The sequence below is a fragment of the Stutzerimonas frequens genome (genome assembly GCF_024448335.1).
Lineage (GTDB): Bacteria > Pseudomonadota > Gammaproteobacteria > Pseudomonadales > Pseudomonadaceae > Stutzerimonas > Stutzerimonas frequens.
In genome coordinates this window covers 86,951-106,819 of sequence record NZ_JAMOHM010000014.1, presented here as the reverse complement: position 1 = coordinate 106,819, position 19,869 = coordinate 86,951, and the positions used below count along the sequence as shown (strand labels likewise).

Sequence of the window (19,869 nt, the reverse complement as noted above, 5' to 3'; positions counted from 1 at the left end):
CCCGCCGTAATGGCGGGTTTTTTATGGGTTGAGTCTGGTCGGCGTGCATTGTTGTGCGCGGGGCCACAGGTTGCGCCGAGGAAGGTGTATCGCCCCGCATTAAGCTGTGAGTCGGTGCTACCAGCGCAGCCAAGTCACCGGCTTAGCAAGGACGCCGCCCCCGCGCCTCCAAACAGTGCCGCACTGGTCCGGTTGAACCACACATGCCCTCTACCGGTGCGCAGATAGCGCGCCGCGCTTTGCGCCCCCAGGCCATAGGCGAGCTTGCAGCAGAGGTCGAGCGCCGACCAGGTCAGGATCATCACCAGCAACTGCGTTAGCAACGGCTGCTCCGCGTTGAGGAACTGCGGCAGGAAAGCGGCGAAAAAGAGGATGTCCTTGGGGTTGCTGCCACCCAGGATGAACGCCCGGCCGAACAGCCGACTGAAACGCGGAGCGAGGGCCGGGGTTGCGATCTCGCGTGCTGCCGGCGCCTGACGGGCTTCCTGCCAGCTCTGCCAGGCCAGATAGAACAGATACAGCGCACCGATCAGCTTGAGTGTGCTGAACAGCCTTTCCGAGGCCATCAGGATGGCGCCAAGGCCCAGCGCCGAGGCGCTGAGCAGAAGGATCGAGGCGGTCACCCCGCCGAGGAACGCCGGCCACGAGCGGCGCACCCCATGGTTCAGGCTGTTGCTGATCATCAACAGCGACAGCGGGCCGGGGATCAGGATCACCACCAGCGCCGCACTCGCATACAACAACCAGATTTCCAGACTCATCACACCCTCCAGACAAATGAAAAAGCCCCGCCGCGAAGCGACGGGGCGGCGATGCGCGCCTCGTTTAGAGGAACGCGAATTTGGCGATGAATACCACACACAGCACGTACAGGCTCAGGGACACCTTATCGCGCTGGCCGGTCAGCAGCTTGAGCGTGGCATAGGTGAGAAAGCCGAGGGCGATGCCGTTGGCGATGGAAAAGGTCAGCGGCATCATCACCACGGTGACGATCGCCGGGATGGTGTCGGTGTGGTCCTTCCAATCGATGTTGGCCAGCCCGCTCATCATCAGCATCGCCACGTAGATCAGCGCGCCGGCGGTGGCGTATGCCGGAATCATGCCGGCCAGCGGGGCGAAGAACATGGCGATCAGGAACAGCACGCCGACGGTCACGGCGGTCAGCCCGGTGCGGCCGCCGGCGGCGACGCCCGAGGCGCTTTCCACGTAGCTGGTCACCGGCGGGCAGCCGACGAAGGCGCCGACCACGCTGGAGCTGCTGTCGGCCTTCAGCGCACGGGAGAGGTTCTCGATCTTGCCGTCCTCGTTCACCAGGTTGGCGCGATGGGCGACGCCCATAAGGGTGCCGGCGGTGTCGAACATGTTCACGAAGAGAAACGCCAGGATCACGCTGACCATCGCCACGTTGAATGCGCCGGCAATGTCCATCGCCAGCCAGGTCGGCGCCAGGCTCGGCGGCATCGATACCAGGCCGTTGTATTCGACCAGTCCCATCGCCCAGCCGATACCGGTGACCGCCAGCATGCTCAGCAGGATCGCGCCGAAGACGTTGCGGTGGCTGAGCACCGCGATCATCAGAAAGCACACCGCGGCGAGCAGGGCGGTGGGTTCGCCGAACGAACCCATGGTGAGCAGGGTGGCCGGACTGTCGACGACGATGCCGGCGGTCTTCAGGCCAATCAGACCGAGAAACAGGCCGACCCCGGCGCCCATGGCGAAGCGCAGGCTCATGGGGATGCTGTTGAGCAGCCATTCGCGGATGCGCGACAGGCTCATGATCATGAACAGCACGCCGGAGATGAACACCGCACCCAGGGCGATCTGCCAGCTGTAGCCCATCTCGCCGACGACCGTGTAGGTGAAGAAGGCGTTCAGGCCCATGCCTGGTGCCAGGCCCACCGGCCAGTTCGCGTACAGGCCCATCAACAGGCAGCCGAGCGCCGCACCGATGCAGGTCGCGACGAAGGCGGCGCCGTGGTCGATGCCGGCGTCGGCCATGATGTTCGGGTTGACGAAGATGATGTAGGCCATGGTGACGAAGGTCGTCAGGCCGGCGAGCAGTTCGGTGCGGATACTGGTGCGGTGTTCGCTGAGCTTGAACAGGCGGTCCAGCCAGCCGGGTGCGGTGCGTTGCAAGGGTGCTGCCTGGGGCTTGCGCTTGATGCTTTCCACTGGGCTTTCCTCATCGTTCTTGTTGTCGATCACCCGGAGCACGACACTCCCGAGGGGCGGGTGATGGTGTGCCCTTCGTTCTGTTAGTTGACCGAAAGGTCAGGAAGGGCTGTCCGGATTATGCTTTTGTATACAAGAAATGCAAACAATAATTCGCCATCGCTTCAGCGTCGGCTGGCATGTGAGCTGAGGGCGGCGAATTGAGCTGCCTTTGGTGAAAAGATGGCGTGGAATTGATTGTGCACAAGCGGAGCGATGATTTTGCCCGTTTTATTTGCTCGACGACTGCCAGTGGAGCAGCTAACGCAGTAAAGTTCGGCCTTGACGACACTTCACTTGCGAGCCATCGATGAACGAACAGTTGCAGCCCCTGAAGAAGCCGACCAAGACCGGCAAGACTCGCACCGGGACGCAGGACGATATCGTTTATGCACACATCTTCGATGCCATCCTCGAACAGCGCCTGGCACCTGGCACCAAGCTCAGTGAGGAAGCTCTGGGCGAGATCTTCGGTGTCAGCCGCACCATCATCCGCCGCGCACTGTCGCGGCTGGCCCATGAGGGCGTGGTGTTGCTGCGCCCCAATCGCGGCGCGGTGGTGGCGAGCCCGAGCGTCGAGGAGGCACGGCAGATCTTCTTCGCCCGTCGGTTGGTGGAAAAGGCCATTACCGAACTGGCCGTGCAGCACGCCAGTGACGCGCAACTGGCCGAGCTGCGGCAGATGGTCATCGACGAGCGCGACTGCTTCGCGCGCGGCGATCGCGGCGCTGGCATCCGTCTGTCAGGCGAGTTCCACCTCAAGCTGGCGGAGGCGGCGAAGAACGCGCCACTGGTGAGCTTCCAGCGCAGCCTGGTGTCGCAGACTTCGCTGATCATCGCGCAGTACGAAGGGGCCAGTCGCTCGCATTGCTCGTACGACGAGCACAACGAGCTGATCGATGCCATCGCCGCGCGCGACGCCGACAAGGCCGTGCATCTGATGATGCATCACATGGACCACATCGACAGCAAGCTCAATCTCGAGGAAGAAAGCGCCTCGAACGACCTGCACGCGGTGTTCTCGCATCTGACCTTGATGAAGAAAAAGGCGCGTACGCCCCGCTGACCTCACCTCGCGCTGCCGTTGCAGGCGGCAGCGCGCCTTCCCAGTTGGCCTCGCCATCTTTCCTGAGTCGGTGCGGCATCGCAGGCGGCAGCGTCAGTCTCCAGCCGCCAGCTGAATCTCTCTCTTCACGCCTATTGAAGCGCTCTGTCACCGCGCTGTGCCTGTTGATAAACGTTATGTTATAACTTTTACAGTTTTGGCTGCTGATACCGCTTTTCGGGCGGTGCGGAGATGGAATTTCTTGATCGTGATCGAATGTCGTGAGTTGCAGTGGGGCGCCGGCGGGCGGGCCCTCACGCCACCGTTGAACCTGAAGCTGCCGGCCGGCAGCCTGACCGCGGTGATCGGCAGCAATGGTTCGGGCAAGAGCAGCCTGCTCAGGGTATTGGCCGGGTTGGATCGCCCCCTGGCCGGTCACATTCGAATGAGCGTGGCGCGTCGGGGCGGTGTGGCCTATCTGCCGCAGCAGCAACAGATCGACCGGCAGTTTCCGATACGTCTGCTGGAGCTGGTCAGGGGCGGTTTCTGGGGCAGTCGGCTCGGCCGTGGCGAACGCCAGGCTCGGCTACGTCAGGTACTGGCCGATTGGGGCTTGCTCGATCTGCAGACCCAGGGCCTGCACGCGCTGTCTGGTGGGGAACTGCAGCGGGCGCTGCTGGCCCGGATGAGCCTGACCGATGCGCAGGTACTGCTGCTCGACGAACCCGAGGCGGCACTCGACGAGACCGGTGTCGATCTGCTCTGGCAGCACCTCCGACGCTGGCAGCAGCAAGGCAGAACGCTGGTGCTGGTCAGCCACAACCTCGACCGCCTTCGGGAGAAGCGCTGCAACGCACTGCGTATCGCGCGCAACGGCTGCGTCGCAGCGCCGATCGATCAGCTACTCGATCATGATCCGCTCGGACGAGTGGCGTGACGGTCGATCTGCTCTGGAGCCCCTTTGCCGAGTTCGCCTTCATGCGCCGCGCGCTGCTCGGCGGCGTGGCGCTGGCCTGCAGCGCGGCGCCGCTGGGTGTCTTCCTGATCCTGCGGCGGATGAGTCTGATCGGCGATGCCATCGCCCACGGCATCCTGCCGGGTGCGGCGCTGGCATTCTGGCTGTTCGGTCTCAGCCTGCCGGCCCTGACGCTCGGTGGGCTGACCGCCGGGCTCGGCATGGCCGGCGCAGCGGCCTGGGTCAGCCGCCGTACCGGCTTGCGCGAAGATGCCAGCCTCGCCGCGCTTTATCCCATTTCGCTGGCCAGCGGCGTGCTGCTGCTCGGCCTGGCGGGACGCAAGCTCGACCTCCTGCACCTGCTGTTTGGCTCCGCGCTGGCCGTGGACGCCGACACCCTCAGCGGCATGCTCGCCACGGCGGCGTTCAGCTTGCTGGTGCTGGCACTGATCTACCGCGCCCTGGCGCTGGACAGCCTGGACCCGTTGTTCCTGCGCAGCGTCAGCCGAATCGGGCCACTCGCCCATGCGGGCTTTCTGACACTGGTGGTGCTCAACCTGGTGATCGGCTTCCAGGCCATCGGTGCGCTGATGGTGGTGGGGCTGATGATGCTGCCGGCTGCGGCCGCGCGCTTCTGGAGCCGACGCCTGCCCGTACTGTTGCCGCTGGCTGCGCTGCTGGGCGCCCTGTGTGTATGGCTGGGGCTGCTGCTGTCGTTCTACGCCAGCCTGCCCAGCGGGCCGTGCATCGTCCTGCTGGCGGGGGCGTTCTACCTGATTTCAGTCGTTGCGGGGCCGGTATATGGCCTGCTGCGTTCGCCCGCTTCAATCCAGACCGTCTGAGGTATCAACCCATGCGTTACCTGTTTCTGTTGTTGGCCCTCTGGCTGCCCCTTTCCCTGCAGGCGGCCGAAAAGATCCGCGTCGTGACCAGCTTCAGCATTCTTGCAGACATGACGCGGGAGGTCGGTGGCGAGCATATCGAACTGGCCAATCTGGTCGGTCCCGACGCCGACGCGCACCTTTATGAACCCAGCCCGGATGATGCCCAGGCCTTGCTCCGCGCCGACCTGATCATCGCCAACGGGCTGGGCTTCGAACCCTGGCTGGAGCGCCTGCTGGCCAGCAGCGAGCCCAAGGGCAAGCGGATCGATGCCAGCGCGGGTGTGGTGCCGCTGATGCTGGAAGAGGAGGGCGAGGCGGTGCCTGACCCTCATGCGTGGCAGAGCCTGACCAATGCCGAAATCTATGTGCGCAATATCGCCAAGGCGCTCGTGGCGCTCGATCCGGCGCATCGCAACGACTATGAGCAGCGCCGTGACGCCTACCTGAGCCGGCTACACGCGCTGCTGAAGAAGGCCGATACCCGTATCGGCAGCCTGCCGGCCAGCCAGCGCAAGGTGGTGACCAGCCATGACGCCTTCGGCTATCTGGGGCAGGCCTGGCAGCTCCAGTTCATCGCGCCGCAGGGGCTGTCGACCCATGACGAACCCTCGGCCGCCGACGTGGCCGCGTTGATCCGCCAGCTCCGCGAGGAAGGGGTGAGGGCCGTGTTCGTGGAGAACATTCGTGATCCGCGGCTCATCGAGCAGATCGCCGAAGAGGCGGGCGCCACGGTCGGCGGCACCCTGTACTCCGATGCGCTGGCCAGCGCAGGGCCGGCCAGCACCTACCTGGGCATGTTCGAGCACAACCTCGATACGCTGATGCAGGTGTTGCAGCCCTAGCCAGCCTTGCGATGCACCGAGACGCCGGCGGCGAAGGTTTCCTTTACCGCGCGGTCGTCGCCGAGGATCATCAGGGCGAAAAGCTTTTCCTGCAGGGTCGTCGCCTGGCTCAGGCGATAGTCGATCAGCGGCGTCGCCTTGTAGTCGAGCACCACGAAGTCGGCCTCCTTGCCCGGCTGCAGGTTGCCGATCCGGTCGTCCAGATAGAGCGCCCGCGCGCCGCCGAGGGTGGCGAGATAGAGTGCCTTGAACGCGTCGAGCTTCTGGCCCTGCAGCTGCAACACCTTGTACGCCTCGTTGAGGCTGGCGAGCTGCGAGAAGCTGGTGCCGCCGCCGACGTCGGTGCCCAGGCCGACGCGCACACCGAAGCCTTCCACCTTGGCCAGGTCGAACAGGCCGCTGCCGAGGAACAGGTTGGAGGTGGGGCAGAAGGCAACGGCCGAGCCGGTCTCACCGAGGCGTTTGCACTCGTCGTCGCACAGGTGGATGCCGTGGGCGAACACCGAGCGCGGGCCGATCAGGCCGTGGTGGTCATAGACGTCCAGGTAGCCCTTGCGCTCGGGGAACAGCTCCTTGACCCACTCGACCTCCTGCTTGTTCTCGGAGATGTGGGTGTGCATGTACAGGTCGGGGAATTCGGCGAACAGCTTGCCGGCCAGGGTGAGCTGCTCCGGCGTGCTGGTCGGGGCGAAACGCGGGGTGACGGCGTAATGCAGACGGCCCTTGCCGTGCCAGCGCTCGATCAGCTCGCGGCTGTCGGCGTAGCCGGACTCGGCGGTGTCGGTGAGGAACTCCGGGGCGTTGCGGTCCATCAGCACTTTGCCGGCGATCATCCGCAGATTGCGCTTCTCGCACGCCTCGAAGAAGGCGTCCACTGACTGCTTGTGCACCGTGCCGAACACCAGCGCGGTGGTGGTGCCGTTGCGCAGCAGCTCGCCGAGAAACAGCTCGGCCTGCTGGCGGGCGTGGGCCATGTCGCTGAAGCGGCCCTCGTTGGGGAAGGTGTAGGTTTCTAGCCAATCCAGCAGTTGCGCGCCGTAGGAGCCGATGACGCCGACCTGCGGGTAGTGGATATGGGTGTCGACGAAACCCGGAGTGATCAGCGCGTCCGGGTATTCGACAATCTCGGTGCCGGCCGCCAGGGTCGGCAGCAGTTCGGCGGCGTGGCCGATGCGCGCGACCTTGCCGTCCTCGACGACCAGCAGGCCGTCCTCGAAGTATTCATGGGATTGCTCGATGCCCCCTTCGCGCGGGTCGGCGAGGCAGTGGAGCAGGGCGGCACGGTAGGCTTTGGTGCTTGGCATGGTGACTCTCGAAAATCGTTGTATGAGGGTGATGCGTTGACATGGGCAGGCCGCCGCCGATGGCGTGCCTGCAACAATGTCGAGTGGTCAGTTGGTATGGGCGCGGCGCGAAGCGGGGACCAGCATCGGTACCGGCTTTTCTCCGTCCTCGGCGTTCTCCCCACCCTTTTCACCGAAATGCGCGTTGTAGGTGGCGATCACCTCGCCGGCGATGGACACGGCGATCTCCACCGGCAGCTTGCCCTTCACCTCGGCGATGCCCATCGGGCAGCGCATGCGCTGCACGGTCTCCGGCTGGAAGCCGCGGTCCCGCAGACGGTGTTCGAACCTGGCGCGTTTGCTCTTGGAGCCGATCAGCCCGTAGTAGGTGAAATCGTTGCGCGAAAGGATCGCGGCGGTCAGTTCCAGGTCGAGCTGATGATTGTGGGTCATGACGATGAAGTAGCTGCCGGCGGGCATGTTATCCACTTCCTCGACCACATCGTCGTTGACCACCTTTTCCACGCCGCGCGGAATATCGGCGGGAAATTCGTTATCGCGCGAATCGATCCAGCGCACCTTGCACGGCAGGCTGGCCAGCAGCGGCACCAGCGCGCGCCCGACATGCCCGGCACCGAACACGGCGATATGCGCCTGTGGCTGGCCCATGGGCTCGAACAGCAGCACCGTGGCGCCACCGCAGCACTGGCCGAGGCTGGCGCCGAGGGAGAAGCGCTCGAGGCGGGTGTCACGGCTGCGCTTTTCCAGCATTTCGCGGGCGATCTGCTGGGCCTTGTACTCCAGGTGGCCGCCGCCGATGGTGTCGTACAGGCGCTCACGGCTGACCACCATCTTTGAGCCGGCATTGCGCGGCGTGGAGCCGCGCTCCTCGATGATGGTGACCAGCACGCAGGGTTCGCCTTGTTGCTGCAGGTCGGCAAGTGCTTCGATCCAGGCCGTGTTGCTCATGGTTCTGTCCTTCGTATCGCCCGGTGGCGCGTGCAAAGCGTCGCCACCGGGACGTTCGTGTTGCGCTAAGGGTGGACAAGCAAAGCGTTGTCCACCCTGCGTCAGGCCGGGGTGGTCTCCGTTGTCGCAGACTTGCTCGCCGCCTGCTTCGACCTGCGCATCTGTTCCACGCCCCAGAGCACGCGCTCGGGGGTCGCCGGAGCATCGATCTGCGGCTGTGCCCGGTAGTCGGCCAGGCTCGCCACCGCATCCTTGATCGCGCACCAGACCGAAATGCCGAGCATGAACGGCGGCTCGCCCACGGCCTTGGAGTGGAACACGGTGTCTTCGGGGTTCTTGCGGTTCTCCACCAGCTTGACCCGCAGATCCAGCGGCATGTCCGCCACCGCCGGGATCTTGTAGCTGGCCGGGCCGTTGGTCATCAGCTTGCCCTTGTCGTTCCAGACCAGCTCTTCCATGGTCAGCCAGCCCAGGCCCTGGACGAAGCCGCCCTCGACCTGGCCGATGTCGATGGCCGGGTTCAGCGAGGCGCCGACGTCATGCAGGATGTCGCTGCGCAGCATCTTGTATTCGCCGGTCAGGGTATCGACGATCACTTCCGAGCAGGCCGCGCCATAGGCGAAGTAGTAGAACGGCCGCCCGCGCGCCTGACTGCGGTCGTAGTAAATCTTCGGCGTGCGGTAGAAGCCGGTGGACGACAGCGAGACCTGGCCGAAATAGGCCTGCTGGATCAGCTCCTCGAAGCTGATGTAGTGGTCGCGCAGGCGCACCTGGCCGTTCTTGAACTCGACGTCTTCCTCGAAGATCTGCCACTTGCGTGCGGCGAACTCCACCAGCCGCTGCTTGATGGTCTGCGCCGCGTTCTGCGCCGCCTTGCCGTTGAGGTCGGCGCCGCTGGAGGCTGCCGTCGGCGAGGTGTTGGGCACCTTGTCGGTGTTGGTGGCGGTGATCTGGATGCGCTCGATATCCACCTGGAACACCTCGGCCACCACCTGGGCGACCTTGGTGTTCAGGCCCTGGCCCATCTCGGTGCCACCGTGGTTCAGGTGGATGCTGCCGTCGGTGTAGACGTGCACCAGCGCGCCGGCCTGGTTGAGGAAGCTGGCGGTGAAGCTGATGCCGAACTTCACCGGCGTCAGCGCCAGGCCCTTCTTCAGGATCGGGCTTGTGGCATTGAACGCGCGGATATCTTCGCGTCGCTTTGCATAGTCGCTGCTGGCTTCCAGCTCGGCGGTCATCTCCTCGAGCATGTTGTGCTCGACGGTCTGGTAGTAGTGGGTGACGTTGCGCTCGGTCTTGCCGTAGTAGTTGCGCTTGCGCACCTCGAGCGGGTCCTTGCCCAGCTCGCGGGCCACCGCGTCCATGATCTCTTCGATGGCGACCATGCCCTGTGGGCCGCCGAAGCCGCGGTAGGCGGTGTTCGAGGCGAGGTTGGTCTTGCAGCGATGGCCATTGATGGTGGCGTCGCCCAGGTAGTAGGCGTTGTCGGAGTGGAACATGGCGCGATCGACGATCGAGCCGGAAAGGTCCGGCGAGTAGCCGCAGTTACCGGCGAGATCGATCTCGATGCCGTGCAGCAGACCGTCATCGTCAAAGCCGACGTCGTACTCGACGTAGAAGGGGTGGCGTTTGCCGGTCATGGTCATGTCTTCCATGCGCGGCAGGCGCATCTTGGTCGGCCGACCGGTGAGGTGCGCGATCACCGCGCACAGGCACGCAGGTCCCGCGGCCTGGGTTTCCTTGCCGCCGAAGCCGCCGCCCATGCGGCGCATGTCGATGACGATCTTGTTCATCGAAACGCCGAGCACTTCGGCCACCAGCTTCTGCACCTCGGTGGGGTTCTGCGTCGAGGTGTAGACGATCATGCCGCCGTCTTCGGTGGGCATGACCGAGGACACCTGTGTCTCCAGGTAGAAGTGCTCCTGCCCGCCGATGTGCAGCGAACCCTGCAGCCGACGCGGCGCGCTGGCCAGGGCGGTGGCCGAGTCGCCGCGCTTGTGGGTGTGGCTGTCGAGCACGAAGTGCTTCTTGTGCAGCGCCTCGACCACGTCGAGCACCGGCTCCAGATCCTCGTATTCGATGATCGCGGCCATGGCCGCCTGGCGTGCGGTTTCCAGGCTGTCGGCAGCCACGGCGATCACCGGCTGGCCGATGAACTCGACCTTGCCGTCGGCCAGCAGCGGGTCGCCGGGCATCACGGCACCGATGTCCAGCTGGCCCGGCACGTCCTTCGCCGTGATGGCGATGGCCACGCCCGGAATCTGGTAGCAGGGCGCGGTGTCGATGCGGACGATGCGGGCGTGGGCGCGCTCGCTCATGCGCGCATAGACGTGCAGCTGATTGGGAAACTCCAGCCGGTCGTCGACGTACACCGCCTCGCCCGAGACATGCTTGGGCGCGCTGTCGTGCTTGACGCTGCGACCGACGCCGGTGACCAGGTCCTGGGTGAACAGCGCCGCGATTTCTTCCTGAGTGCGGGTGGTTACGTGGTTAGACATAAGCGGTCACCCTCGTCTCGGTCTTCGGTGCTTGTTGTTCGAGGAAGCATTTGCGCAGCAGGTTCTGTGCGACCAGCAGGCGATACTCGCGGCTGGCGCGGAAGTCGGTCAGCGGCGTGAAGTCTTCGGCCAGTGCATCACAGGCGGCTTCCACGGTTTGCTGGTTCCACGGTGCGCCGTTCAGGGTCGCCTCGCAGGCCGCGGCGCGCTTGGGAATCGCCGCCATGCCGCCAAAGGCGACACGGGCATCGGCGACCACGCCATCGGTGATCTGCAGGTCGAACGCGGCGCAGACAGCGGAGATATCGTCGTCCAGGCGCTTGGAAACCTTGTAGGCGCGGAACAGGCGATCCGGCGTGGCGCGCGGCACCCGTACCTTCTCGATGAATTCCCCAGGCTGGCGCGCGGTGACCTTGTAGTCGATGAAGTAATCCTCGAGCGGCAGGGTGCGGCTGCTGGCGCCCTTGCGCAGGACAACTTCGGCACCCAGGGCGATCAGCAGCGGCGGCGAGTCGCCGATCGGCGAGGCGTTGCCGATGTTGCCACCGAGCGTGCCCTGGTTGCGGATCTGCAGCGAGGCGAAGCGCTGCAGCAGCTCGCCGAAATCCGGGTACTCGGTGGCCAGCGCGGCGTAACAGTCGGTCAGCGGGGCGGCTGCACCGATCTCGATATGGCGGTCCGCGATCTGGACCTGCTTCATCTCGGTGATCTGACCGACATGGATCATCACCGGCAGCTCGCGATGGAACTGGGTGACCTCCAGTGCCAAATCGGTGCCACCGGCAAGCAGCCGTGCGTCGGGATTGGCGGCGTAGAACTCGGCCAGTTCGGCGACGGTCAGCGGCGACAGGCAACGCTTTTCGCCGTCGCTGAGCTCGGCCATTTCACGCGGGGCGATGGCCTTGAGCTGGGCGATGGTCTCGGCTTCGCGGGCATCGAACTGGTCCGGCTGCTTGGCACAGCAGGCCTGTTCGGCGGCTTCGAGGATCGGCCGGTAGCCGGTGCAGCGGCAGAGGTTGCCGGCCAGGGCTTCGTGGGCCTGGTGCGGATCGTATTCATTGACCGCGCCGGCGTTCTTCTGCAGGGCGAACAGGCTCATGACGAATCCGGGGGTACAGAAGCCGCACTGCGAGCCGTGGCAGTCGACCATCGCCTGCTGGACGCTGTGCAGCCGGCCCTGGTCCTTGAGGTCTTCGACGCTGATCAGCTGCTTGCCGTGCAGCGCGGAGACGAAGGTCAGGCAGGAGTTTAGGGTGCGATAGCGCAGGCGGTCGCCCACCAGTTCGCCGACCACCACGGTACAGGCGCCACAGTCACCGGAGGCGCAGCCCTCCTTGGTTCCGGTCTTGCCACGATACTCGCGCAGGTACTGCAGCACCGTGGTGTTGGGATCGAGCGCGCGTTCGCTGCGCAGTTCTCGATTGAGGAGAAACTGGATCAAGGCGATGCCTCCGCTGTTGTTGTTCTGACGCGCAAACTATCGCTATCTGACTTTTCGGTCAACTAATTCCTGACTCAAAAGTCAATGCGGCAGGCGCGCGCAGATCGGGCGAGGCATATCGATGCGCTCGCCCATGTTTTCATACTGCAATTAAAGCCCGTTCAGACGGGTTCGGCCTCGCCCTGCCGTCGGTAGGCGTAGGTCTCGGCGAAGCGCGAGAGCATGTACCGGCTGCAGGTGGTGCTCGGGTATTTCGGCGGGGTGGTTTCGTCGTAGCAACCGGGCAGGCAGGCGATCTCGGTGTCCGGATGCGGCTCGGCGAAGAACGGCATGGAGTAGCGGTCCACGCCCAGCGGGCTGATCACGCGATGGGGCGTCGACTTGTAACGGTCGTTGCTCCAGCGCGCCATCATGTCGCCGATGTTGACCACGTAGGTGCCCTCGATGGGCGGCGCGTCGATCCACTCGCCCTTGACGTTCTGCACCTGCAGACCGCCGGCCTGGTCCTGATAGAGCAGGGTGACGCAGCCGTAATCGGTGTGCGCGCCGGCACCTTGCTGATCGGCGCTGGTGGCGGTCTGCCGGGGCGGGTAGTGGATCATGCGAAACACGCTGATGGGCTCGACGAAGCGCTTGTCGAAGAAGTCCCGCTCGATGCCAAGGGCCAGCGCGATGGCACGCAGCAGCGTGCAGGCAAGGTCCTGCATGTCGCGGTAGTGCCCTTCCATCAGCTCGGTCCAGCCTTCGATCTGCAGCGGATGACGGTTGGGCCCGCGCAGTGGTTTGCCGGCCAGTACCTCGGGATGATCGGCAGGCATATGGAAACCCATGTCGAAGGTTTCCTTGAGGTCGCACGGCTGGCTCGGGTCGAGCTGCTCGGTGGCGACGGCACCGTAGCCGCGGTGATGGCGGCTCTTGGTGATATCGATCTTCAGCTTTTCGTCGGCGGGCAGGGCAAAGAAACGCTTGGCATGGTCGGTGAGGGTGGCGATGCGCTCGGCGCTGATCGGATGACCCTTGATATAGAAGAAGCCCCACTCGCGGCAGGCGCGGTCGATGGCCTCGGCGACGGCCAGATGGCCGGCCTCGTCGGCGTTATAGAGCGGCGAAATATCGATGATGGGCAGTGAGTTCATGGCTGACTCCGGGTACGGCGCCGCCGGTCTTCTCGTACCGGCGGCCTTCGAGGGCAATGCCCCCTGCGTGCGGTTCGCCCGGAGGCGGGACGGCACGCGAGATTCCGCAGTGCGCCGGTCGGGCCGGCGCAGGTGACGCTTACTTCGGCATTTCAGCCTTGACGCCTTCGACGTAGTAATTCATCGAGGCGAGGTCCTTGATGCTGGCGGTCTCGCCCTCGGCGATGCGCACTTCGCCAGCCTGGTCCTTGATCGGGCCGGTGAACGGGTGGAATTCACCGCTCTTGATGCTGGCGATGATCGCTTCCGCTTCGGTCTTCACATCGGCCGGCACCAGATCGCTGATCGGCAGGCTGATGCTGTCCTGTGCCAGCCCGCCCCAGAAGTCCTCGGACTTCCAGTTGCCGGCCATCACCGCTTCGGCGGACTTGGTGTAGTGCGGGCCCCAGTCGTTGACGATGGAGGTCAGCACGGCCTTCGGCCCGAAGTGCTGCATGTCCGAGGCGTAACCGACGGAATAGACGCCACGGCGCTCGGCGGCCTGGATCGGTGCCGGGCTGTCGGTGTGCTGGAAGATCACGTCCACGCCCTGGTCGATCAGCGCGTTGGCGGCGTCGGCTTCCTTGCCCGGATCGAACCAGGTGTTGACCCATACCACCTTGATCTCGGTGCCGGGGTTGTACTTGTCCAGCGCCAGCTGGATGGCGTTGATGTCGCGGATCACTTCCGGAATCGGGAAGGACGCGATGTAGCCGACCTTTTTGGTCTTGGTCATCTTCGCCGCGAGGAAGCCGCCGACGTAGCGGCCTTCATAGGAACGGGTCAGGTAGGTACCGACGTTCTTCGCCTGCTTGTAACCGGTGGCGTGCTCGAAGGTGACCTTGGGGAACTGCTTGGCGACCTTCAGCGTGGGGTTCATGTAGCCGAAGGAGGTGGTGAAGATCAGGTCATAGTCGCTCTTGGCCATGTTGCGGATGACCCGCTCGGCATCGGCGCCTTCCGGCACGTTCTCGACGAAGCTGGTCTTCACCTTGTCGCCCAGCTTCTCTTCCATGTACTTGCGACCCTGCTCATGCTGGTAGGTCCAGCCGTGGTCGCCGATCGGGCCGATATAGACGAAGCCGACCTTCAGCGGATCGGCGGCCGAAGCGGCGGCCGTGGTGAGAGCGGCGCTGAAGCCGATCGCTGCGGCAAGGGCGCGCAGCAGGGTTTTCCGTGAGTTGTTCTGCATGGCGGGTGACGCTCCTGTTTGTCTAGCTACAGAGCCTGTGTTGGCTGATAGCTGGTTAGCAAAAAGCTGACCAACTGGACAGATACCTTCGTTGTGCCGGGTTGCGGCCGATTCGACGCGACGCCGAGGCTCGATCGAGACTTGCGCTGGTGCGCCAGTAATCCACGGCGCCCAGCTTTGGTGCAAGCCTCGATCGTGGTTGTTTAGCCGTTTACCAGTTGCCGGGCGGCCTGCTGGTGATCGGCGATCAGTCCCTGCACGTCGAGGCCTTCGACCTGACCGTCGACGACGCGCCATTTGCCGCCGACCATCACCCGGTCGGCCCGGTCGGCGGCGCACAGCAGCAGCGCTGCGACCGGATCGTGGCTGCCGGAGAAGCGCAGTTCGTCCAGCTTGAACAGGGCCAGATCGGCCTGCTTGCCGACCGCCAACTCGCCGATGTCGCTGCGTCCGAGCAGGCGCGCGGAGCCGCGGGTCGCCCAGCCGAGCACCTTCTGCGGGGTGATCTTCTCGGCGCCGTAGCGCAGGCGCTGGATGAATAACGCCTGACGCGCTTCGAGCATCATGTTGGAGGCGTCGTTGGAGGCCGAACCGTCCACGCCCAGGCCGATGATGGCGCCCTTGTCCTCGAGCTCGAGCGTGTGGCAGATGCCGGAGGCCAGACGCATGTTGGAACTCGGGCAATGGCAGATGCCGACCCCGGCTGCGCCCAGGCGGTGAATTTCCACCTGGTTGAAATGGATGCCATGGGCCAGCCAGGTGCGTGGGCCGAGCCAGCCGACGCTCTGCAGGTAGTCGACGGTGCGCATGCCGAAGCGTTTCGCGCAGAACTCCTGTTCGTCCAGGGTCTCGGCCAGGTGCGTATGCAGACGCACGTCCCGCGCTTCGGCCAGCTCTGCGCAGGTCCGCATGATGTCGGTGGTGACCGAGAACGGCGAGCAGGGCGCCAGGGCGATCTGGATCTGCGCGCCGTCGCCGCGCTCGTGGTAGCGGTCGATCAGCCGCTCGCTGTCGGCGAGGATGGCCTCGGCGTCCTGCACCACGCTCTTGCATGGCAGGCCGCCGTTCTCCTTGGACAGGTTCATCGAACCGCGAGTGAGCATGGCGCGCATGCCCAGCTCGCGGACGGCCCCGACCTGGATGTCGATGGCGTCCTCCAGCCCGTCCGGAAACAGGTAGTGGTGATCCGCCGCCGTGGTGCAGCCGGACAACAGCAGCTCGGCCAGCGCCACCTTGCTCGCCAGCTGCAGCGCCTGCGGCGTCAGCCGTGCCCAGACCGGGTAGAGGGTAAGCAGCCAGTTGAACAGCGGCTCGTTGACCACCGGCCCCCAGGCGCGGGTCAGGGTCTGGTAGAAGTGGTGGTGGGTGTTGACCAGCCCCGGCAGCACCACGTGTTCGCGGGCGTCGAAGGTCTCGTTCACCGGCAGCGCGGGCGAGGCCCCGGCGGCGAGCATTTCGACGATGACGCCGTTCTCGATCACCAGCCCGCCAGGGGCCTGGGTGTCGTTGGCGGTGAACAGGGCGAGGGGGTTCTTGATCCAGATACGCTCAGCAGGCATGGCCGGCTTTCTCCTGAAGGGTTGAGTTCAGAGTAGCCAGCTCAGTTATGCCCTGTCTGCTGATCCAGGGGCGGAGGGTTGCCTCTTCCGCGGGGCGGAACGATAAGGGATGCCGCGGGGGGCTGCCAAGGGCTGGTTAGTGCGCCGGTCTCGACCGCGAATGGAACTGCAGCGGGAGAGTCCGTTCACGGTCGATCACGGTCTTGCCTCCTCACCAGGGCAGCGCGTCTCCCAGATAGTCGATGTATCGATGCCCGCCCTGACCGATGGCCCGGGTCACCTGCTCGGCCATGCCGCGAGCGCTGGTCTCGACATCCAGCGGTGCCTGGTCGCCGCCCATATCGGTCTTGACCCAGCCGGGATGCATCGACAGCACTGTCAGCTTCGTCTCGCCGAGCGCGGCGACGAAGGTGCGGGTCAGGTGATTGAGCGCCGCCTTGCTCGCGCCATAGAGGTCCATGCCCATGCCCGGGCCAACCTCGACGCTGCCGAGGATTGAACTCATAAAAACGATCACGCCCTGATCGGGGTTCACCCGCGGCAGCAGCCGCTCGGCCAGGCGCACCGGCGCAACGGCATTAGTGAAGAACAGCTGGCCGACTTCCGCCCGGCTGGCCTGGGTGGCCGGTTTGTCTTGCGGCCCGGCGATGCCGGCGTTGACGAACAGCACATCGATCGGGATGTCGGCCAGGCGCGCGGCCAGTTGGTCGACGCTGGCTGCATCATCCATGTCCAGGGTTTCGATGCGCAGCTGTGGTATTCCACTGAGCGCGTCGGCGCGCTGCGGATCACGCACGGTGGCGATCACCTGCCAGCCTGCGCTGGAAAACTGCTTCGCCAGGCCGAGGCCCAGGCCGCGGGAGGCGCCGACAATCAGTATGTTCTTTGGCATGGAACAATCTCGAAGTTCATGAAGAGGGCAAGAATAGCGCGAGGATCGGCTCGGCGCGCAGCGGGCCGGCATGCGGCAATCGACCACTGCCCGAGTGTTGCAAGCCGTTTCGTTGCGATGGTCAGAACCGCTCTGTTTCGGCTCTCATGGGCTAGCTTTGCAGTGCGCCGGCAATGAATCAGCCACCCCGGAGGACCCAATGCCCGAACAGCAGACCCAATCGACCCGCTGGCACGCTCGTCCGGCCGAGGAGGCCCTGCTGGAACTGGAGTCCACCAGCGCTGGCCTGACGCACGAGCAAGCACGGGAACGACTGCTCCGCTACGGGCCGAACCGGCTCGACGAGGCCAAGCCGGCGAGCATCCTGCAGCGCCTGCTGCGCCACCTGAACAACCTGTTGCTCTACGTGCTGATGGCCGCGGCGCTGGTCACCGGGCTGATGGGACATTGGGTCGATACCTCGGTGATCCTGGCGGTGGTAGTGGTGAACGTGGTGATCGGTTTCGTCCAGGAAGGCAAGGCGGAAAAGGCGCTGCAGGCGATCCGGCATCTGCTGGCGCCGCATGCGGTGGTATTGCGCGACGGCCGGCAGCAGGACATCGATGCCGCCGATCTGGTGCCCGGCGACGTGGTGCTGCTGGCCTCCGGCGACAGCCTGCCGGCCGATGTGCGATTGCTGCAGGCGCGCAATCTGCGCGTCGATGAAGCGGCTTTGACCGGGGAGTCGGTGCCGGTGGACAAGCAGGTCGATGCCATCGTCGATGACGCGGCGATCGGCGATCGGCTCTGCATGGGCTACGCCGGCACGCTGGTCACCCAGGGGCAGGCGCGGGCGGTGGTGGTTGCCACTGGCGCGGCCACCGAAATCGGCCGTATCGGCCGCATGCTCGAATCGGTGGAGCAGGGCACCACGCCGCTGCTGCGCAAGATGGCCGAGGTTGCCCGTGCGTTGACGGCGGTCATTCTCGCGGCTGGTGCGCTCTTGTTCCTGTTTGGCACGCTGGTGCGTGGCATGGGCGCTGGCGAGATGTTCATGGCCGCGGTCGGCCTGTCGGTCGCGGCGATTCCCGAGGGACTGCCGGCGATCATGACCATCACCCTCGCGATCGGCGTGCAGCGCATGGCCGCGCGCAACGCGGTGATCCGTCGATTGCCGGCGGTGGAGACGCTAGGCTCGGTGACAGTGATCTGCTCGGACAAGACCGGCACCCTGACGCGCAACGAGATGACGGTGCAAGAGGTGATCTGCGCAGGCCAGTCACTGGAGGTCGAGGGCGCCGGATATGCGCCGACTGGCAGCTTGCTGTTGCAGGGCGCAGCGGTCGATGCGGCTGCATTGACCACCCGCTCGCCGGCCGCGGCCGCGCTGGTCGAGGCCGCCGCGCTGTGCAATGACGCCAGCCTGCATGAGAAGGATCAGCACTGGGTGCTGGCCGGCGATCCTACCGAGGGCGCACTGCTGACCCTGGCGATGAAGGCCGGGCTTTCACCTACCGCACGACAGGTCGATCGGCCGCGGTTGGACGTGATTCCCTTCGAATCCGAGCACCGTTTTATGGCCACCCTGCACGCCTGCGACGGCGGCAGCGAAGTGCTGGTCAAGGGCGCGCCGGAACGCATCCTGGCCATGTGCTCGCAGCAGCTGCAGGCCGATGGCGTCGAGCAGGCGCTGGATGAGGCGCACTGGCACAACCAGATCGAGGCGCAGGCGCGCGCCGGACGCCGGGTACTGGCCTTTGCCCGCTGCCGGCTGGAGGCGGGCAAGGAGGACCTCGAGCATGCCGATGTCGCCAGCGGGCTGACCCTGCTCGGCCTGGTGGGCATCATCGATCCGCCCCGTGACGAAGCGATCCGTGCGGTGGCGCAGTGCCGTGCGGCCGGCATTCGCGTGGTGATGATCACCGGTGACCACGGCGTGACCGCCAGCGCCATCGCCCGACAGCTGGGCATGGGTGAGGAGATCAAGGCGATCACCGGGCCGGAGCTGGAGCCCATGGACGATGCGGCCATGCGCCAGGCCGTCGCCGAGGCCCGGGTGTTCGCCCGTGCCAGCCCGGAACACAAGCTGCGGCTGGTGCGTGCGCTGCAGGCCAATGGCGAGGTGGTCGCCATGACCGGCGACGGCGTCAACGATGCGCCGGCGCTGAAGCAGGCCGATGTCGGCGTGGCGATGGGCATGAAGGGCACCGAGGCGGCCAAGCAGGCCGGTGCCATCGTGCTGGCGGACGACAACTTCGCCTCCATCGCGCATGCGGTGGAAGAGGGACGTACCGTCTACGACAACCTGCGCAAGACCGTGACCTTCCTGCTGCCGATCAACGGCGGCGAGTCGCTGTCGCTGCTGCTGGCGGTGCTGCTTGGTCTGGCACTGCCGATCACGCCGGTGCAGGTGCTCTGGGTCAACATGGTCAGTTCCGTGGCACTGGCCATGGTGCTGGCCTTCGAGCCGACCGAGGCGGATGTGATGCGGCGTCCACCGCGGCGCCCGGACGAGCCGATGCTGTCGCGCTTCGTGATCTGGCGGATCTTCTTCGTTTCCGCGCTGTTCCTCGCTGGAATCTTCGGCATGTTCCAGTGGATGCTGGCGCAGGGCGCGACGGTGGAGACGGCGCGGACCGTGGCGGTGAACACACTGGTGTGCATGGAGGTGTTCTACCTGTTCAGCGTGCGCTATCTGAAAGCACCGTCGTTCACCGTACAGGGCGTGAAAGGCACGCCGCGGGTACTGTTGGCGGTGTTCGGTGTGTTCGCGCTGCAGCTGCTGTTCACCTACGCGCCGTTCATGCAGTCGCTGTTCGCCTCCGAGGCCCTGCCGTTGGCAACCGGTGCGCTGGTAGTGCTGGCCGGGGTGGCGGTGCTGGTGATCCTGGAGGTCGAGAAGGCGCTGCTGCGGCGCATGGGTGTCGGCACGTCCTGAGGCGGA

At 65.3% G+C, this 19,869-nt stretch carries 15 protein-coding genes; 5 read left to right on the top strand and 10 right to left on the bottom strand.

Annotated features, from left to right (window positions below; all coding sequences use genetic code 11):
- Window positions 1-134 precede the first annotated feature (134 nt).
- Together NAO55_RS17545 and NAO55_RS17540 are read right to left on the bottom strand one after the other, a co-directional pair.
- A complete protein-coding gene (locus NAO55_RS17545; RefSeq protein WP_102839808.1) occupies window positions 135-761 on the bottom strand; it encodes a LysE family translocator in 627 nt (208 codons plus the stop codon).
- 64 nt (window positions 762-825) lie between these two features.
- Window positions 826-2,172: an NCS2 family permease gene (locus NAO55_RS17540; RefSeq protein ID WP_102840383.1), complete on the bottom strand. Its 1,347-nt coding sequence runs from the start codon at window positions 2,170-2,172 to the stop codon at window positions 826-828.
- A 349-nt stretch (window positions 2,173-2,521) separates the two neighbouring features.
- Here NAO55_RS17540 and NAO55_RS17535 point away from each other — a divergent pair, with 349 nt between their 5' ends.
- The 4 genes from NAO55_RS17535 (at window position 2,522) to NAO55_RS17520 (ending at window position 5,937) form a co-directional block, all read left to right on the top strand.
- A complete protein-coding gene (locus NAO55_RS17535; RefSeq protein ID WP_102839809.1) occupies window positions 2,522-3,277 on the top strand; it encodes a GntR family transcriptional regulator in 756 nt (251 codons plus the stop codon).
- A 241-nt stretch (window positions 3,278-3,518) separates the two neighbouring features.
- On the top strand, window positions 3,519-4,193 hold the full coding sequence (locus NAO55_RS17530; RefSeq protein ID WP_102839810.1) for a metal ABC transporter ATP-binding protein: 675 nt from the start codon (window positions 3,519-3,521) through the stop codon (window positions 4,191-4,193).
- A 41-nt stretch (window positions 4,194-4,234) separates the two neighbouring features.
- Entirely contained in the window at window positions 4,235-5,053 is an 819-nt protein-coding gene (locus NAO55_RS17525) for a metal ABC transporter permease (RefSeq protein ID WP_166082538.1), read from the top strand.
- Window positions 5,054-5,064: 11 nt separating this feature from the next.
- Entirely contained in the window at window positions 5,065-5,937 is an 873-nt protein-coding gene (locus NAO55_RS17520; RefSeq protein WP_102839812.1) for a metal ABC transporter substrate-binding protein, read from the top strand.
- Here NAO55_RS17520 and guaD read toward each other — a convergent pair.
- The 8 genes from guaD to NAO55_RS17480 form a co-directional block, all read right to left on the bottom strand.
- Entirely contained in the window at window positions 5,934-7,241 is a 1,308-nt protein-coding gene (gene guaD, locus NAO55_RS17515; RefSeq protein WP_102839813.1) for a guanine deaminase, read from the bottom strand. The genes NAO55_RS17520 and guaD overlap by 4 nt on opposite strands.
- Window positions 7,242-7,328: 87 nt before the next feature.
- A complete protein-coding gene (gene xdhC, locus NAO55_RS17510; protein ID WP_102839814.1) occupies window positions 7,329-8,189 on the bottom strand; it encodes a xanthine dehydrogenase accessory protein XdhC in 861 nt (286 codons plus the stop codon).
- Between the two features lie 101 nt (window positions 8,190-8,290).
- Window positions 8,291-10,687, bottom strand: a complete 2,397-nt coding sequence (gene xdhB / locus NAO55_RS17505; protein ID WP_102839815.1) for a xanthine dehydrogenase molybdopterin binding subunit — start codon at window positions 10,685-10,687, stop codon at window positions 8,291-8,293.
- Window positions 10,680-12,128: a xanthine dehydrogenase small subunit gene (gene xdhA, locus NAO55_RS17500; RefSeq protein WP_102839816.1), complete on the bottom strand. Its 1,449-nt coding sequence runs from the start codon at window positions 12,126-12,128 to the stop codon at window positions 10,680-10,682. The genes xdhB and xdhA overlap by 8 nt, the downstream gene beginning before the upstream one ends.
- Before the next feature lie 161 nt (window positions 12,129-12,289).
- Window positions 12,290-13,264: a 2-oxoglutarate and iron-dependent oxygenase domain-containing protein gene (locus NAO55_RS17495; RefSeq protein ID WP_102839817.1), complete on the bottom strand. Its 975-nt coding sequence runs from the start codon at window positions 13,262-13,264 to the stop codon at window positions 12,290-12,292.
- Between the two features lie 139 nt (window positions 13,265-13,403).
- Window positions 13,404-14,495 (bottom strand): BMP family ABC transporter substrate-binding protein, encoded by a 1,092-nt coding sequence (locus NAO55_RS17490; RefSeq protein ID WP_013983678.1) that lies wholly within the window; start codon window positions 14,493-14,495, stop codon window positions 13,404-13,406.
- Between the two features lie 203 nt (window positions 14,496-14,698).
- On the bottom strand, window positions 14,699-16,054 hold the full coding sequence (locus NAO55_RS17485) for an 8-oxoguanine deaminase (protein WP_102839818.1): 1,356 nt from the start codon (window positions 16,052-16,054) through the stop codon (window positions 14,699-14,701).
- Between the two features lie 211 nt (window positions 16,055-16,265).
- Window positions 16,266-16,946: an SDR family oxidoreductase gene (locus NAO55_RS17480; protein WP_102839819.1), complete on the bottom strand. Its 681-nt coding sequence runs from the start codon at window positions 16,944-16,946 to the stop codon at window positions 16,266-16,268.
- A gap of 199 nt (window positions 16,947-17,145) precedes the next feature.
- Here NAO55_RS17480 and NAO55_RS17475 point away from each other — a divergent pair, with 199 nt between their 5' ends.
- A complete protein-coding gene (locus NAO55_RS17475) occupies window positions 17,146-19,863 on the top strand; it encodes an HAD-IC family P-type ATPase (RefSeq protein ID WP_102839820.1) in 2,718 nt (905 codons plus the stop codon).
- Window positions 19,864-19,869: the final 6 nt, after the last annotated feature.